Origin of the sequence: Leifsonia poae (genome assembly GCF_020009625.1) — a bacterium.
GTDB lineage: Bacteria > Actinomycetota > Actinomycetes > Actinomycetales > Microbacteriaceae > Leifsonia > Leifsonia poae_A.
Genome location: NZ_JAIHLP010000002.1, coordinates 2,381,762 through 2,398,250, shown reverse-complemented (window position 1 = coordinate 2,398,250; position 16,489 = coordinate 2,381,762). Strand labels below are relative to the sequence as shown.

Genomic DNA, 16,489 nt, shown 5'->3' with positions numbered 1-16,489 from the left:
CGTGATGTCGCCGGTGTTGTCAGATGTCAAGGAAACGCACGTCCTTCGCGTTCTTCTGGATGAAATTACGACGCGATTCGACGTCTTCGCCCATCAGGGTGGCGAAGATCTCGTCCGCGGCGGCCGCATCGTCGAGGGTGACCTGCAGCAGGGTTCGGGTTTCGGGGCTCATCGTGGTCTCCCACAGCTCCTTGTAGTCCATCTCGCCGAGACCCTTGTAGCGCTGCACACCGTTGTCCTTGGGGATGCGCTTGCCTGCGGCCTGCCCTTCGGCGAGGTACGTGTCGCGCTCCCGATCCGAGTACACGTATTCGTGCTCGGCGTTCGACCACTTGAGACGGTAGAGCGGCGGCTGAGCCAGGTAGACGTAGCCGAGTTCGATGAGCGGGCGCATGTAGCGGAACAGCAGCGTCAGAAGCAGCGTCGTGATGTGCTGACCGTCGACGTCGGCATCCGCCATGAGCACGATCTTGTGGTAGCGCGCTTTCTCGGGGTTGAAGTCTTCGCCGATGCCGGCGCCGAACGCCGTGATCATGGCCTGCACTTCGTTGTTCGCGAGCGCACGGTCGAGCCGCGCCTTCTCCACGTTGAGGATCTTGCCGCGCAGAGGGAGGATCGCCTGGGTCTCGGGGTTGCGGCCCTGCACGGCGGACCCGCCGGCCGAGTCGCCCTCCACGATGAAGATCTCGGAGATCGACGGGTCTTTGGACTGGCAGTCCTTCAGCTTTCCGGGCATGCCGCCACCCTCGAGCAGACCCTTGCGACGCGCGGTCTCACGCGCCTTGCGGGCCGCCAACCGGGCGGTCGCGGCTTGCAGGGCCTTGCGGATGATCTCTTTGGCCTGGTTCGGGTTGCGGTCGAACCAGTCACCCAGCTGATCGCCGACGACCTTCTGCACGAACGCCTTGGCCTCCGTGTTGCCCAGCTTGGTCTTGGTCTGACCCTCGAACTGCGGTTCCGAGAGCTTCACCGAGATGACGGCGGTGAGACCTTCGCGCACATCGTCGCCCGAGAGGTTGTCATCCTTCTCTTTGAGGATGCCCTTCTCGCGGGCGTACTTGTTGACGAGTGTCGTCAAGGCAGCACGGAAACCCTCTTCGTGGGTTCCACCCTCGTGCGTGTTGATCGTGTTCGCATAGGTGAAGACGCTCTCGTTGTAGCTCGTCGTCCATTGCATCGCGACCTCGAGCGCGATCTTGCGCTCGGTGTCCTCCGACTCGAACGAGATGATCTCATCGTTGACGACCTCAGCCTTTTTCGCGGAGTTGAGGTATTCGACGTAGTCCATCAAACCCTGCTCGTACAGGAAGACCTCGGTGCGCGGTTCCTCGTCGTCGTGCGGACGCTCGTCAGTGAGTGCGATGCGCAGACCCTTGTTGAGGAATGCCATCTGCTGGAACCGTGTGCGGAGCGTCTCGTACTCGAACTCGACGGTCTCGAAGGTCTCGGCGCTCGGCCAGAACGTGATGGTCGTTCCCGACGCATCCGATTCCTCCCCCATCTCCAGCGGCGCCTGCGGAACACCGTGCCGGTAGCTCTGCCGGTAGACGTTGCCCTGCCGGTACACCTCGACATCGAGACGCGACGAGAGCGCGTTCACGACGGAGCTTCCGACACCGTGCAGACCACCGGAGACCGCGTAGCCGCCGCCGCCGAACTTGCCGCCGGCGTGCAGGATGGTCAGCACCACCTCGACGGTGGACTTCTTCTCTACCGGGTGGATGTCCACCGGGATGCCACGGCCATTGTCGACGACGCGAACGGCGCCGTCTTCGAGGATCGTGACCTCGATGTTGTCGGCGTAACCAGCGAGAGCCTCGTCGACGGAGTTGTCGACGATCTCGTAGACCAAGTGGTGGAGCCCGCGAGGACCGGTGGAACCGATGTACATTCCGGGTCGTTTGCGTACGGCTTCGAGACCTTCGAGAACTTGGATCTCATTCGCGCCGTAGTCGTGTTCCGCTTCGGCCTTCGTTGGTTCCGTCGTCATATGAAATTAGGCTCCTGACCGCACTCAGTGTGACCTCCCCAGTCTACCAAGAGCGGCGTGTCATCCCGGCCAAAATCGCTCGCCTGACGCGTTATTTTCCCTCGGATGACCTCTTTTGTGCAGTCAACCGTAAGTATCGCGCGGACCGCGCCCTGGAATCGACCTGGGGCCTCTTTTCCACGAGGGGGCGTCGGGCCCTTGAAAACGGATGGATTGGATGTCGGCCCGCGGGAACCTTTCCGCGATGCGGGCGAGGAGGTCTGATCGCATGATCCGCAATTGGGTCGCCCACGCGGTCGACTCGCAGCGAACCGTCAGAACCCCGTCGGTGATGCCCTCCGGGATCGCGTGTTTCGCCGTCTCTTCTCCGGCCAGTTCTTGCCAACCGGAAAGCAGATCGGATTGCGCGAGAGAGGAGGTCCAGCCGAGCTGGGTCGCCAGGGCATCGACCACATCGCCGAGCCCTCGAGGATCGCGGCCCTTTCCAAACGGTTGACTGGCGCTCGGATCGCGTTCCGTCTTTCGTTTCACTGTGCGCGCTCGCGCGGGAACACCGCCGAAGAGTTCACGAAAGCGCAGATAGACGGCCGAGGCCTCGCTTGTTTCGGGGAGATCGTCAGCGGGCATCGTCGTCGCCCCCGATGACGGCGGCTTCGACGACGACAGGATCGACGACCTCTCCGGCTTCGATTCGAACAGTGTGCGCGGTCAGATCGGCGGGCACGTCGTCCAAGACGGCAGCCGTGATCAGCACCTGTTCGTAACCGGCGACGGCGGTTGCAAGCATTCGGCGCCGGGCCTGATCCAGTTCCGCGAAGACATCGTCGAGGATGAGCACCGGGTCGCCCGTCGTCGACTCGCGTCGCAGGAGTTCTGCCGACGCCAGCTTGAGCGCCAATGCGAACGACCAGGACTCGCCATGGCTGGCATATCCTTTGGCCGGCAGGTCGTTGAGCTCGAACAGGATGTCGTCACGATGCGGACCGACCAGGGTCAAGCCTCGTTCCAACTCTTTGCGCCGCACCGTCGCCAGCGCCTGCCGGAACGCCTCGGCCGTGGTGACACCGGAAGAGGCGGTTACAGCATCGGCCGATTGATCGCCGTCGGCATCGTCGACCTCCGCACCCCGGATCGTGAGCAGCGGCAGCAGCTTCGGGTGGTGATCGTCGCCGGCCACGGATCGGTAGGCGGCGGTGAGTGGATCGGAGAGGCGGGCGACGAGGTCGAGCCGCGCATCCAGCAACTCGCTGCCGAGGGCGATGAGCCGCTCATCCCAGATGTCGAGCGTGCCGAGCCGACCTTCCTTCACTCCGGAGGAGCGCGCCGATTTCAGCAGAGTGTTCCGCTGCTTGAGCACACGATCGTAGTCGGCGAGAACACCGGCGAACCTCGGATTGCGTTGCACGAGAAGCTGATCCACGAAACGACGACGGATGCTCGGCTCACCTCGCACCAGCGCCAGATCCTCGGGAGCGAACAGCACACTCGAGAAGTACCGCGGCAGCTCACGCGTCTTGATCGCCGACCGGTTCACCTGGGCGCGGTTGGCGGAACCGCGGTTCAGCTGCACCTCGACGAGGAGGTCGCGACCCTCATGGTGGATGCGAGCCCGCACGATTGCGGATTCAACATCCTTTCTGATCATGGCCTGATCGTTCGACACCCGATGCGATCCGAGAGTGCTCAGGTAGCCGAGCGACTCGACGAGATTCGTCTTGCCCTGGCCGTTGCGACCGACGAAGAGGTTCGCGCCGGCCGCAAGCGGCACCTCCGCACTGCGATAGTTGCGGAAGTCGGTCAGGGAAAGATGGGTAACCTGCAAAGAGAGTTAGTCCACCGCTTTGACGGCGTGGCCGCCGAACTGATTGCGCAGCGCGGCCACCGCCTTCATGGCCGGGGAATCCTCCTGGCGGGAGACGAACCGCGCGAAGATCGACGCACTGATGGTGGGAACCGGCACCGCGTTGGCGAGCGCCTCTTCCACGGTCCAGCGCCCTTCGCCGGAGTCCTGGACGAACCCTTCGATGTGCTCGAACTCCGGGTCCTGCTCGAGCGCACGGACCAGCAGGTCGAGCAGCCACGAGCGGACGACGGTTCCCCGCTGCCAGGCTTTGAAGGTGCCGGTGACGTCGTGGATGATGTCCTTGCGGGTGTCGAGCAACTCATAGCCTTCGGCGTAGGCCTGCATCAAGGCGTACTCGATGCCGTTGTGAACCATCTTGGCGTAGTGTCCCGCGCCGACTTCTCCGACGTGGACGAAACCTTCGTCTCGCGGGCCCTCCGGGCGCAGTGCGTCGAAGACCGGCATCACGCGCTCGACCTGCTCTTTACTGCCACCGACCATGAGGCCGTAGCCGTTGTCGAGACCCCAGACACCACCGGAGACACCGGCATCCATGAAGTCGATGCCTTTCGGCGCGAGCTGTTCCGCGTGCTTGAAGTCTTCGGTGAAACGCGAGTTGCCGCCATCGATGACGAGGTCGCCCTTTTCGAGGAGCGGGGCGAGGTCGGAGATCACGGAATCGGTGATCTGCCCGGCCGGGACCATTACCCACACTGTGCGCGGAGCGGGAAGCGCGGCAACGAGGTCGGCAAGGGTTTTGACATCCGAGAGGTCGGCGTTCGTGTCGTAACCGGTCACCTCGATGCCGTTCTTCTCGAGACGGGCACGCATGTTGTTGCCCATTTTTCCGAGACCGATGAGGCCGATGTGCATGATTGTCCTTCTTTGTTCTCTCGGACGAGACCTATCGCAGCAACAGGTTGGGCTGCAGCAGGTACTTGTAGTTGTCCGCGCCGGCCTGCTCTTTCGAGGTCTGACTCGTGATGAGAACAGGGCCCGGCTTGTTGGGGTTATCGGTCTTGGTGAAGGAAATGCGCACGAACTCCGAGTGCACCGCACCGAGACCATCGAGCAGGAACTGCGGTTTCAACGAAACCACCGTCTCCTGGCCAGTGAGGAGAGCGTCGATGCTCTCGGATGCTTGGGCCTGCTCCGAGCCGATGGCCTCAAGGGTCAACCCGTCGGCGGAGAAGGTGAAGCGGAGGGCGGCCTCGCGCTCCAGGACGAGGGAGACACGACGCGTCGCCTCGATGAGGTCGGCTGTGTTGACGACCGCGTAGTTGTCGACCGTCTCGGGGAAGAGACGGCGCACAGGCGGAAAGTTGCCCTTGATGAGCAGGGACGTGACGGTCTTCTTGTCGGCGGTGAAGGCGATGAGCTCGCGGTCATCACGGTTGGTGATGGAGACGGCGATGGTCCCGCTGTGCCCGAGGGTCTTTCCGATCTCGGTGAGGGTTCGCGCGGGCACGAGTGCGGTCACCGGTTCTCCGGAAGTCGTACCGTTGTCCCACTCGATCTCGCGGACGGCGACGCGGTAGCGGTCTGTGGCGACGAGTCCGAGCGTGTTGTCGCCGACTTCGAGCTGAACGCCCGTGATCACCGGCGTGACATCGTCACGGGATGCGGCGACGCCGACCTGGGCGACCGCTTCGGCGAATTCTTCGGCCGGCACCAGCCCGGATTGCCCACCCACCTGCGGGATGCTCGGATATTCCTCGACGGGCATGGAGAGCAGCGTGAAGTTCGCGGATCCGGCGCGAACGACGATCTTGGAATCCTCGGTCGAGAACTGCACCGGGGCGTTCGGGAGCTTGGCTGCGATTTCGGCGAGCAGCCGTCCGGAGACGAGGACTCGTCCAGGCTCTTCGACTTCGGCTGCGATCTCGGTCTGAGCCGAGACTTCGTAGTCGAATGACGACAGTTGCAGGCCCGTTTCGGTGGTCTCGATGAGAATGCCGCTCAGGATCGGAAGGGTCGTCCGCTGGGGCAGGAGCTTGACGGCGAACGAGACGGCTTCGCTGAAGACGTCCCGGTTGGCTTGGAACTTCACTCGCGTCACCTCTGTCATTGGCGGGAAATGGATCGTGACAAATCCTAGCGCGTGCCCCTGGCGGGGAAAGTTGTGATTCGGTGCGCCAGCGAAGGTTGTCGGCCTCCCTCGTCAAGAAGAGTTAACGATTAATGGTGTTAACCGCTGTGGAAACTGTGGATAACTCTGTCGAACCCGCGATTCGATTGGGAACTACACGCTTGTTACTTGTTGATGGGTTGGGGAATCCACGTCAACCGGGGGTAATCGAGGTGATTCGGTTAGGGGTGCAATTCACAACGATTCATGATTCGTCCCCATTAACGCCCCCTGTTTCCGGAAGTTGTCCACAAGTTATCCACATGTGAGAAAAAGATCCCTCCCCAGCATGGGGAGGGATCTGTGGATAACCGTCCGTGACGGTTACTTGCTGTAGCGGTGGTTCTGCTTGATGCGGCTGGTGAGCTCGGTCACCTGGTTGTAGATCGAGCGTCGCTCCTTCATGAGCTCGCTGATCTTCTTGTTGGCATACATGACCGTGGTGTGGTCGCGGTTGCCGAAGAGCTGGCCGATCTTGGGTAGAGACAGGTTGGTGAGTTCGCGGCAGAGATACATCGCGATCTGGCGGGCAGTGGCGACGGCCTGGGACCGGCTCGAACCGTAGAGGTCGTCGACCGTCAGCTTGAAGTAGTCGGCCGTATTGGAAATGATGTCGGTCGGCGCGATCACATTGTCGTCGTCGAGGGTGATCAGATCTTTCAGCACTGTCTGCACGAGCGGCATGTCGACCGGCGTGCGGTTGAGGCTCGCGAACGCGGTCACGCGGATCAGAGTTCCCTCGAGCTCGCGGATGTTGCTCGACACCTTCGACGCCATGAACTCCAGGATGTCGTCGGGAACCTGGATCTTCTCGCTCTGCGCCTTCTTGCGGAGGATGGCGATGCGCGTCTCGAGGTCGGGAACCTGCACATCGGTGATCAGGCCCCACTCGAAGCGGGAACGCATCCGATCTTCGAAGCCGGTGAGGAGCTTCGGAGGTAGATCACTGGTGATCACGACCTGCTTGTTGTGATCGTGGAGGGTGTTGAAGGTGTGGAAGAACGCCTCCTGCGTCTCAACCGCCCGCTGCAGGAACTGGATGTCGTCGATGAGCAGGATGTCGATGTTGCGGTAGCGCGCTTGGAACGATGAACCGCGGTTGTTCGCGATCGAGTTGATGAAGTCGTTGGTGAACTCTTCCGAGCTGACGTAGCGGACCCGGATGCCGGGGTAGAGGCTCATGGCGTAATGGCCGATCGCGTGAAGCAAGTGCGTCTTGCCGAGACCGGAATCGCCGTAGATGAACAGTGGGTTGTATGCCTTGGCCGGTGCCTCGGCGACGGCGACGGCGGCCGCGTGTGCGAAACGGTTGGACTGCCCGATGACGAAGTTGTCGAAACTGTACTTGGGATTGAGCCGGGTGTCGCTATTGCGGGCCGGCGCCGTGATCTCGGTGACCGGCGCGACCATGGGCGACTCGATATACGCGGCTTCCGAAGGCTCGGTGGGACCGGACATGGTCTCTTGCTGGATGTCGGGGTTCACGACGATCGCGAAGGTGCTCACCGAGAGGGCTTCATCTAGCGTTCCGATGGCATTGAGGAGCGGAACGCGGCTGCGCTGTTCGATCATGCCCCGCGTGAACTCGTTGGGCACCTCCAGATAGAAGGTGCCGGACATGATGCCCTTGGGCTCGACCAGGCTCAGGAAGCCGTGGAGCTGCGGCGTGATGCGGTCGTCCGTCTCCAATGTGTCGAGCACACTCTGCCATGCCGCAGAGATGGACTGTTCGCCGCCTGCCATCGTTCCCCGTATTCGTTTCGTTGAGATGCCGTCAACCGACGCAGAACCCACGCCATCGTGTGTCGAACTGTCGGGTCGGAAGCGCGTGCGCCGCCGGGAAGGTATTCACAGGGTTATCCACCGTTGTGTGTCCAAATACCGTAGCGATCTCCGGCCTTTTTTGGATACGGCTGGGGATAACTTTCGTCCTCACGGTAACTTGTCCACAGGACGCGGATCAAATTCGGGAACGGGAATACACCGGCGAGTCGCTCCGGGGAATCCTGCCAATACTGTGCATAATCAATGGATTTGGCTCGTTTGGTTTGACCTCGTGCAGCCAACGCCGTAGCTTTAACCAGTTGACTTCAGCCGTTCAGGCTGCCCAAAAACTTTTCACGGCCTCCCCGTGCTGGCCCATCATTCAGCACCGGCCTGTTAAGAGACCACACGGAGATTGATTATGAGCAAGAGAACGTTCCAGCCGAACAACCGCAAGCGCGCGAAGACCCACGGCTTCCGTCTGCGCATGCGCACGCGTGCCGGCCGTGCGATCCTGGCCGCCCGTCGCGGCAAGGGCCGCACGAAGCTCTCGGCCTAGATCCCTTTCGCAGAGAGGCCGAGCCGGTGCTCGCCAAAGCCAATCGCATCACGCGGGGGGCGGACTACCGGGCGACCGTTCGACGCGGGATTCGCTTCACCGATGCGAACACCGTGACGTACGTTCGCTCGAATCCTGACTCCCAGGTGGTGCGATTCGGTTTTATCGCGGGCAAGTCGGTCGGCACGGCCCCTCGACGAAATCTCGTGCGTCGCCGGCTGAAAGCCGCGGCATACGAGATGCTCCCCCGATTGGAACCGGGAATGGATGTCGTGATCCGGGCACTACCAGCGTCTGCTCAAGTGGAGTGGGCTACCCTGCACGAAGAGATCTCCCGAGCCGTCAGCCGAATCACCAGTAGAGGCAACCTCCGTCGATGAACACCGCGATCGCAGCTGTGCTCCTTGCGCCACGGAACGCTGCCGTACTGCTGCTTCGCGGGTATCGGGCTGTGATCTCGCCGTTGTACGGAGACGTCTGCCGGTATTACCCCTCGTGTTCCGCCTACGCGCTGCAGGCGATTCAAGAGCACGGGGTGCTGATCGGTTCGGTGCTCGGGGTTCGGCGCATCGCGCGCTGCCATCCGTGGGCGGCCGGAGGGGTCGATGACGTCCCTCTCAAGAAGAAACATCGCTATCGCGTGACGCCGTTCGGTTTCGTCGTCGCCGCAAGCCAGGGAAAGGCCTAGCAACCACATGGACATCGGAGCCTTCTTCGGGACAATTCTGTGGCCCATCAAGTGGGTCGTGGAACTGATCCTCGTCGCCTGGCACTGGCTGCTGACGAACATTGGAATGGATCCGGCTGCCGGGCTGACGTGGGTGCTCTCCATCGTGGGGCTGACCCTCGTGGTGCGTGCAGCGCTCATCCCGATCTTCGTGCGACAGATCAAGAACCAGCGACGAATGCTGGAGATCGCACCGCAGCTCAAGAAGATCCAGGAGAAGTACAAGGGCAAGAAGGATCAGTTCTCGCGTGAGGCGATGTCGCGCGAGACGATGGATCTGTATAAGAAGACCGGGACCAACCCGCTGAGCTCGTGTCTGCCGCTTCTGCTGCAGATGCCGGTGTTCTTCAGCCTGTTCCAGGTGCTCAACGGCGCGCAGGGCGGTCATGCCGGTGTCGGGCCACTGAATGCCACGCTCGCCAAGCAGTTCGGAAACTCCTCACTGTTCGGCATCGCGCCGCTTCACCAGAGCTTCCAGGGTGCGCTGAATGCTCACCCGCAGCAGGTTGCCGTCATGGTCATCGCGGCCTGCATGGTCGTTCTGATGACCGGTTCGCAGTTCCTGACGCAGCTGCAGATCGTGTCGAAGAACATGTCGCCGGAGACGAAGGCGAGCCCCCAGTTCAAGCAGCAGCGCATCCTTCTCTACCTACTCCCCTTCGTCTTCCTGTTCTCGGGCTTCGCCTTCCCGCTTGGTGTCATGTTCTACTGGCTCACCTCGAACATCTGGACCATGGGTCAGCAGTTCCTGGTCATCCGCAACCTGCCGACCCCTGGCTCGGATGCGGCTAAGGCTCGTGAGGCTCGCCTCGCCCGCAAGGGCAAGCTGATTCAGGAAGACGGTGCCGTCGTCCTGTCTCTGGAAGAGGAACCGAAGAAGACAACGCAGCGTGTTCAGCCGGTGGGCAAGAACCGCGCCAAGAAGCAGACCGGAAAGTAGCAGAATGAGCGACGTGCAGCAGACCGAGCCCGAGTTCACCGCAGGTCCCGACGAGTCGGAGGTGACTCCGCTCTCTGTGGAGACGCCCCAGGTCGATGGTGAGGAGTCGGCATCGACGCCCACCTCGGAGCGGTCGTACGCCGAGCCGACGGCCGCGGAGCTCGACACCGAAGGTGACATCGCGGCCGACTACATCGAGGAGCTGCTCGACATCACGGATATCGACGGCGACATCGACATCGATGCGCGCAATGGTCGGTCGTACATCTCGGTCAATACGGGTGATGACACCAATCTTCGCCTGCTGTCCAAACCTGACACGGTCAGCGCACTGCAGGAGCTGACGCGTCTTGCCGTTCAGAACAAGACGGGCGCTTTCTCCCGGCTCATCCTTGACATCGGTGGTTCCCGTGATGCCCGTCAGGCGGAGCTCGGAACTCTCGTGGAGCGGGCGATCGCACGACTCGAGGAAGGGGCGGCTGAGGCTGCGCTCCCGCCGATGTCGTCCTATGAGCGCAAACTTGTTCACGACATCGTGTCAGAGCGCGGCTACGTTTCCAACTCGCATGGTGAGGGCCGTGACCGTCACACGGTGATCACCGCAGCCTAGTTTCACGTGAAACATCGCTCAGGATTTCAGGAGACGACCGGGCAGTGACCGAGTTCCTCGAGAGTGAGCCATCGACGGCGGTCGAGCTTTTCGGCGATCGGATCGATGTCGCCCGACGCTTCACGGCGAACCTTGCCGCGCAGGGTGAAGAGCGTGGGTTGATCGGTCCGCTGGAATTGCCCCGCCTCTGGTCTCGTCACATCCTGAACTGCGCGATCCTGGCGCCATTGGTTCGCGCCGGTCGAGTCGGCGACGTCGGGAGCGGGGCCGGCCTTCCGGGGATCGTCTTGGCGATCGCGCGTCCAGATGCTCAGTTCGTGTTGATCGAACCCATGGAGCGTCGGATCGCATGGTTGTCTGAGCAGGTCGAGGAACTGGCCCTGACGAACGTTGAGGTTGTGCGCGCGCGCGCCGAAGACGCGCGATTGGATGCTCCACTGGATCAGGTGACGGCGCGTGCGGTGAGTGCCTTCCGCAAGCTGATTCCCCTGACTGCTCCCCTGCTTCGGGATGGTGGTGAGCTCGTGTTGATGAAGGGGGCCGGTGCGGCCGCGGAAGTCGATACAGCGGCGAAGGAGATCCGCAAGTACAGACTTCACGACGTGGAGGTTCTCACGCTGGGTGAAGGTGTACTCGATGAAGTGACTCGGGTCATCCGGGCCGGCGTTCGCTGACGCGAACGGTCGCTGAGGATGGCTCTGGTGGCGCCGGAGCAGCGAAACCCTCTTGACGGATCGTGGGTCTTGCTCGTGTTTCGCGCTTCTATTCGCTTGGATTCGCTGTGACGCTCGTCTGACGGGCCTCTGACGGGTGTAAGCGGCGGGGATTCGACGTGTTTCACGTGAAACATGCGTCTGGTCGATACCCGACGACTGCCGGATGACCGGCGCGCGAGCCACGCAGAGAAGTGCACGGTAGCAGGGCGACGTCGGTTTGCTCAGGTAGTCGATCGACGGGGTGAATAGCGGCAGCCAGGCCAGCCCGCCCGACGAGTTTGAGGGGACGGTTATGGTGCTCCGCTCCCCCATAGCTGCCGAGAGGCTCACGACCGTGCCGATTCCTACACGGCCGATAGCTGAGACGAGTCGGTCGAGTGCCTCCGGTTGGACTGAGTACACAGGCTGGACCGACCACGCACGCTGTTCGCAGACCAGGCGCCGTAAGGTGCAGCGGCCGCTATGAAGGGGACGAGTGGCCACGAGATACTCGCGTGGCCACGAGACACTCGCGTGGAAGTCGGACTGGTCCACGTTTGCTGGTGGTAGCGACTGCGGCGAAGAAGAGATGGGCCCGCCATTGCGATTGTTGGCCGTTCTTCGGGGGGTCGTCGGTTCACCGGCCGCGCATGCCCGACGCCTGGACACGACGCCTCACACTCAACGAAAAGGTGCCGAATCGGCTCGCGTCCGCGATCATGGGGCTCGATCGAGCGATTTGCAGCCACCGAATGTCACCTCGCGCCGGATATGTTTCACGTGAAACGTCGACTTCTGTCCGCTATCTTCACGGAGGACGAGCGTTCATCGCGAAAGCGCCTCACTCATTCAGGCTAGAGTTGATGGATGACCCGCTGCCGTCGGCCGGGCTCTTCCGACTCATGAACGCGGTGCTCCCACACCATCTCGAGCGACAAGGTTTCACGTGAAACATCCCGATCAGGATGCGCAGGTCGACCAGGCCACGTCTGGCTTCGATGGTTCGACGCCACTTGCGAGGGAGATTCAGGAACTGACTCAGCGACGGCAGGCGATCGCCTCGCAGACACTCCCCCTGCCGTCGCGAACCCGGATTTTCACGATCTCGAATCAGAAGGGCGGCGTGGGCAAGACGACGACGGTCGTCAATCTCTCCGCCGCACTGGCGAAGTCCGGAGCTCGCGTCTTGGTGATCGACCTGGACCCGCAGGGAAATGCATCCACCGCGCTCAGCGTCGAGCATCGCGAGGGCACGCCCAGCGTCTACGACGTCATCGTGAACGACAAGGAACTGGATGAGGTGATTCAGAAGAGTCCCGAGTTCGACGGACTCTTCGTCGTGCCCGCGACGATCGATCTCGCCGGCGCCGAGATCGAGCTCGTTTCGATGGTGGCACGCGAGCAGCGGCTCTCGCGCTCGCTCGCGACTTTCCTCGAAGAGTACGACTTCGACTATGTCCTGATCGATTGCCCGCCCTCACTGGGGTTGCTCACGATCAACGCTTTCGTCGCGGCGACCGAGGTGCTCATCCCGATCCAGTGCGAGTACTACGCGCTGGAAGGTCTGAGTCAGCTGCTCAAGAACATCCAGCTGATCGAGAAACACCTCAACCCCAAGCTTCGAGTCTCTACGATCCTGCTCACGATGTATGACTCGCGCACCAATCTCGCCCACCAGGTGGCCGAAGACGTGCGTGAACACTTCCCCAAAGAAGTTCTCAACACGATCATCCCGCGTTCCGTTCGCATCTCGGAAGCCCCGAGCTACGGCCAGAGCGTCATCAGCTACGACACGAACTCGCCCGGGTCGCTCTCCTACCTGGAGGCGGCTGCGGAGATCGCACGAAGAGGAGTACCCCGCTAATGGCAGCGAAGCGCACAGGCCTGGGCCGCGGAATCGGCGCCCTCATCCCGGTCACCGATCAGTCCGCGCGTCCGGTCGACGTCTTCTTCCCGAACTCTGCCGAGCAGGCTGAGCAGCTCGTGGCGGTTCCCGGCGCGAGACTGGCGAACCTCTCCCCCGCCGACATCGTTCCGAACGCAGTGCAGCCCCGCACTGAGTTCGACCAGGAGGCGCTCGAGGAGCTCGTTGCGAGCATCCGCGAGGTGGGTGTGCTGCAGCCGATCGTGGTACGTCCGATCGTGGGCCAGAAAGACAAGTACGAGCTCATCATGGGTGAGCGGCGGCTTCGTGCCACGAAACAGGTCGGGCTGGAGACCATCCCCGCGGTCATCAAAGACACCGCCGACGAAGACATGCTGCGGGATGCGCTTCTCGAGAACCTGCACCGCTCGCAGCTGAACCCACTGGAGGAGGCGTCAGCGTACCAGCAGCTATTGGCCGACTTCGGGATCACCCAGGAGGAGCTGGCGACCAGGATCGGCCGATCCCGCCCGCAGATCACCAACACTATTCGCCTCCTGAAGCTGCCGTCAGCCGTGCAATCGCGGGTGGCAGCAGGTGTGCTCAGCGCCGGTCATGCTCGCGCGATCCTCTCGGTCGGCGATGAAGAGGGCATGGCCCGTCTGGCCGACAAGATCGTGAACGAAGATCTGTCGGTGCGTGCCGCCGAGGCCGTTGCGGGCAAGACCCCGAAGGTCGCCCGCACCAAGGTGACCCCCGGCAAGCATCGCGGGCACCTCGACGAGGTTGCAGAACGCCTCGGTGATCGACTCGACACCCGCGTGAAGATCACCCTCGGGGCGAGAAAAGGCCAGATCGTGGTCGATTTCGCCACGATTCAGGACCTCAATCGCATCCTGGATGCGATCGGCCAACCCAGCTACAGCTGAACGTCTCCCGCTTCAGCTTCCGCGATCGCCGCGTACGCGAGTGCCGCGTAGACGTCACCGACCACAAGGCCGGCGGCGTCGATCGCCTGCGGCATGATCGAGGTCTCGGTGAGGCCGGGCAGCACATTCGCCTCAAGGAACCATGGCACGCCCTGAGTGTCCACGATGAGGTCGATGCGTGAGAGGTGACGCAGCCCGAGCGCCGTGTGGGCGGTGGTCGCCGCATCCGCGACGCTTTTCGCGACGTCGGCGCTGAGCCGGGCTGGAACGTAGAACCGGGTCTCCCCCGCGTTGTAGCGGGCGTCGAAGGTGTATGCACCCTCGACAGGCTCGATCTCGACGGCGGGCAGAGCCCGAGGGCCCTCGCCGGCATCGATCACGGCCACGGAGACCTCGACGCCCTCGACCTTGCGCTCGATGAGCGCGACATCGGAATAGGTGTAGGCGTCTACCATCGCGCGGGGCAGCTCCTCGGCGCTCTCGACGATCGTGACACCCTGAGCGGAGCCGCCCTGCGCCGGTTTCACCACGACCGGGATGTGCAGTCCGGCGACGACGGTGGCCAGCACACTATTGGCCCCGAGTTCGCGGAACGTCTCTTTCGGGAGGGTCACGGATGCGGGGGTCGCTACCCCGGCGCGCGCCACGATCGTCTTGGCGGTGGGCTTCGACCAGGCGAGCCTGGCCGCGTCGGTGCGGGAACCCACGAAAGGGATCCCCGTCTGTTCGAGCAACGCGCGCAGAGCGCCGTCTTCCCCGCTGGCGCCGTGCAGCGCCGGCCAGACCACGTCGGGCTGGTTCTCGGCGAGGAAGCCGAGGAGGGACGCATCCGGATCGCGGAAGGTCACCTTGTGTCCGAGCGAGTTGAGTCCATCGGCCACGCGCCGGCCCGAGCGCAGCGAGATGTCGCGTTCGTGCGAGATACCGCCGGCGAGAACCACGATGTCGAGGGCAGAGAATTCAGCCATGATCAGGTCTTTTCTTTCGAATGTCTGCTAGCGGAGGTCGGTCGGAGGGTTGGCACTGTTGCGATCGGAGCGGATGGATGACAGCGGGCCGGTTCCAGCGAAAGTATCGAGCAGATCCTGTTCGCCGTTGATCACGGTGGCGAGCCGTCGGATTCCGACCCGGATTCTCTCGGGTGTCGGATAGCAGAACGAGAGGCGCATATTGTGCCGGCCGGAGCCGTCGGCGTAGAACGCCGTTCCCGGAGTGTATGCGACGAGCTCGGTCACGGCACGCGGGAGCATCGCCTTCGAGTCGAGGTGGTCCGGCAGCGTCAACCAGACGTAGAAGCCGCCGTTGGGGTTGGTCCAGCTGAGTTCGGGAAGATGCTCCTCCAACGCAGAGATCATCGTCTCCTTGCGTTCCCGGTAGACGCCGCGGAAAGTGTCGATCTGCGCCTTCCAATCCGCATCGCGGAGGTACTCCGACACCACCAGCTGGCTGAACGAACTGGGGCTCAGCACGGCCGCCTCATTGGCCAGGATGAGCTTCTCGCGGATGGCGTGCGGGGCCAGCGCCCAGCCCACCCGGAAACCCGGAGCGAGGGTCTTCGAAAAGGTGCCCAGATACACGACGCCGTCACGTTCGACCGAGCGCATCGCCTCAGGGGGCTTCTCGCCGAAGTAGAGCAGCCCGTACGGATTGTCCTCGAGCACGAGGATGTCGTTGGCGCGGGCGATCTCGAGGATCTCCAGACGCCGTTCCCAGGTCAGCGTCACGCCGGCCGGGTTGTGGAACGTCGGCACGGTGTAGAGGAACTTCACCGTGCGCCCGGCGGCCTTCAAACGGGCGATGTGCTCGCGCAGCGCCTCGGGGATGAGGCCGTGCTCGTCCATCGGAACGTGATCGACTTCGGCCTGATAGGAGCGGAAGATGACCATGGCGGTCACGTAGCTCGGACCTTCGGCGAGCACCACATCCCCGGGATCGATGAAGAGCTTGCTGAAGAGCTCGAGCGCGTGCTGCGAACCGGTGGTGATGACGACGTCGTCGGCACTGCCGCTGATGCCCTCCAACGCCATCACGTCGAGGATCTGCTCACGGAGGGCGGGAACGCCCTGGCCGGAGCCGTACTGCAGCGCCACAGGACCCTGCTCGCGCATCACACGGTTCATCGCGCCGACGACGAGATCTTCGGGAAGGGCGGAGACGAACGGCATCCCCCCGGCCAGGGAGACGACCTCGGGGCGGCTGGCCACGGCGAACAGGGCTCGGACCTCGCTGGCGGCCAGGCCGCTCGTACGCTGCGCGTAGTGGTGGTACCACGGGTCGAGATTGTTTCCGCGTGAAAGCGGGCTGCCCTGATCAGTCACTTTTCTTCCGTTCTTACGCCGTTTGCCAATGCTATTTGTGTGGAGCACCACCCCCGAAATCGTGGGTGGACGGTTCGGGATGCCGCCGATACGAAAAAGACCCGCCCGGCTTATCGCCGGAC

16 protein-coding genes are annotated in these 16,489 nt (G+C 62.8%); 8 read left to right on the top strand and 8 right to left on the bottom strand.

The genetic code is table 11. The features are described 5' to 3' along the window. Positions 1 to 19: 19 nt before the first annotated feature. The 6 genes from gyrB to dnaA all read right to left on the bottom strand — a co-directional run bounded on the left by gyrB (position 20) and on the right by dnaA (position 7,704). On the bottom strand, positions 20 to 1,990 hold the full coding sequence (gene gyrB / locus K5L49_RS12130) for a DNA topoisomerase (ATP-hydrolyzing) subunit B (RefSeq protein ID WP_223693067.1): 1,971 nt from the start codon (positions 1,988 to 1,990) through the stop codon (positions 20 to 22). A gap of 123 nt (positions 1,991 to 2,113) precedes the next feature. After that, positions 2,114 to 2,617: a DUF721 domain-containing protein gene (locus K5L49_RS12125; protein ID WP_223693065.1), complete on the bottom strand. Its 504-nt coding sequence runs from the start codon at positions 2,615 to 2,617 to the stop codon at positions 2,114 to 2,116. Continuing rightward, entirely contained in the window at positions 2,607 to 3,812 is a 1,206-nt protein-coding gene (gene recF / locus K5L49_RS12120; protein ID WP_223693064.1) for a DNA replication/repair protein RecF, read from the bottom strand. Before recF ends, K5L49_RS12125 begins: the two co-directional genes overlap by 11 nt. Before the next feature lie 6 nt (positions 3,813 to 3,818). Next, positions 3,819 to 4,706 carry a phosphogluconate dehydrogenase (NAD(+)-dependent, decarboxylating) gene (gene gnd / locus K5L49_RS12115; RefSeq protein ID WP_223693062.1) on the bottom strand — a complete coding sequence of 296 codons (888 nt, stop codon included), beginning with the start codon at positions 4,704 to 4,706 and terminating at the stop codon, positions 3,819 to 3,821. A 31-nt stretch (positions 4,707 to 4,737) separates the two neighbouring features. Beyond that, the gene (gene dnaN, locus K5L49_RS12110; RefSeq protein WP_223693061.1) at positions 4,738 to 5,883 is read right to left on the bottom strand and encodes a DNA polymerase III subunit beta; all 1,146 of its coding nucleotides are present in this window, start codon (positions 5,881 to 5,883) and stop codon (positions 4,738 to 4,740) included. Positions 5,884 to 6,285: 402 nt separating this feature from the next. Continuing rightward, positions 6,286 to 7,704: a chromosomal replication initiator protein DnaA gene (gene dnaA / locus K5L49_RS12105; protein WP_223693059.1), complete on the bottom strand. Its 1,419-nt coding sequence runs from the start codon at positions 7,702 to 7,704 to the stop codon at positions 6,286 to 6,288. A gap of 442 nt (positions 7,705 to 8,146) precedes the next feature. Between dnaA and rpmH the strand changes: the two genes are divergently transcribed. The 8 genes from rpmH (at position 8,147) to K5L49_RS12065 (ending at position 14,049) form a co-directional block, all read left to right on the top strand. Beyond that, complete coding sequence (gene rpmH, locus K5L49_RS12100) at positions 8,147 to 8,284, top strand: 50S ribosomal protein L34 (protein WP_223693057.1); 138 nt, start codon at positions 8,147 to 8,149, stop codon at positions 8,282 to 8,284. A 26-nt stretch (positions 8,285 to 8,310) separates the two neighbouring features. Continuing rightward, the gene (gene rnpA, locus K5L49_RS12095) at positions 8,311 to 8,664 is read left to right on the top strand and encodes a ribonuclease P protein component (protein WP_223693055.1); all 354 of its coding nucleotides are present in this window, start codon (positions 8,311 to 8,313) and stop codon (positions 8,662 to 8,664) included. Beyond that, complete coding sequence (gene yidD, locus K5L49_RS12090) at positions 8,661 to 8,972, top strand: membrane protein insertion efficiency factor YidD (protein ID WP_223693053.1); 312 nt, start codon at positions 8,661 to 8,663, stop codon at positions 8,970 to 8,972. The genes rnpA and yidD overlap by 4 nt, the downstream gene beginning before the upstream one ends. A 7-nt stretch (positions 8,973 to 8,979) precedes the next feature. Then, positions 8,980 to 9,951 carry a membrane protein insertase YidC gene (gene yidC / locus K5L49_RS12085; protein WP_223693052.1) on the top strand — a complete coding sequence of 324 codons (972 nt, stop codon included), beginning with the start codon at positions 8,980 to 8,982 and terminating at the stop codon, positions 9,949 to 9,951. Positions 9,952 to 9,955: 4 nt separating this feature from the next. Continuing rightward, the gene (locus tag K5L49_RS12080; protein ID WP_223693050.1) at positions 9,956 to 10,561 is read left to right on the top strand and encodes a Jag family protein; all 606 of its coding nucleotides are present in this window, start codon (positions 9,956 to 9,958) and stop codon (positions 10,559 to 10,561) included. A 44-nt stretch (positions 10,562 to 10,605) separates the two neighbouring features. Then, positions 10,606 to 11,235, top strand: a complete 630-nt coding sequence (rsmG, locus tag K5L49_RS12075; protein WP_223693049.1) for a 16S rRNA (guanine(527)-N(7))-methyltransferase RsmG — start codon at positions 10,606 to 10,608, stop codon at positions 11,233 to 11,235. Positions 11,236 to 12,202: 967 nt separating this feature from the next. After that, positions 12,203 to 13,120: a ParA family protein gene (locus K5L49_RS12070; protein WP_308116541.1), complete on the top strand. Its 918-nt coding sequence runs from the start codon at positions 12,203 to 12,205 to the stop codon at positions 13,118 to 13,120. Continuing rightward, positions 13,120 to 14,049: a ParB/RepB/Spo0J family partition protein gene (locus K5L49_RS12065; protein WP_223693047.1), complete on the top strand. Its 930-nt coding sequence runs from the start codon at positions 13,120 to 13,122 to the stop codon at positions 14,047 to 14,049. Before K5L49_RS12070 ends, K5L49_RS12065 begins: the two co-directional genes overlap by 1 nt. On the opposite strand, the gene K5L49_RS12060 is transcribed toward K5L49_RS12065, so the two are convergent. Together K5L49_RS12060 and K5L49_RS12055 are read right to left on the bottom strand one after the other, a co-directional pair. Then, entirely contained in the window at positions 14,040 to 15,017 is a 978-nt protein-coding gene (locus tag K5L49_RS12060) for a D-alanine--D-alanine ligase family protein (RefSeq protein WP_223693045.1), read from the bottom strand. The two genes, K5L49_RS12065 and K5L49_RS12060, sit on opposite strands and share 10 nt — an antisense overlap. Before the next feature lie 27 nt (positions 15,018 to 15,044). Further along, complete coding sequence (locus K5L49_RS12055; RefSeq protein ID WP_223693043.1) at positions 15,045 to 16,367, bottom strand: aminotransferase-like domain-containing protein; 1,323 nt, start codon at positions 16,365 to 16,367, stop codon at positions 15,045 to 15,047. Between the last annotated feature and the right edge of the window lie 122 nt (positions 16,368 to 16,489).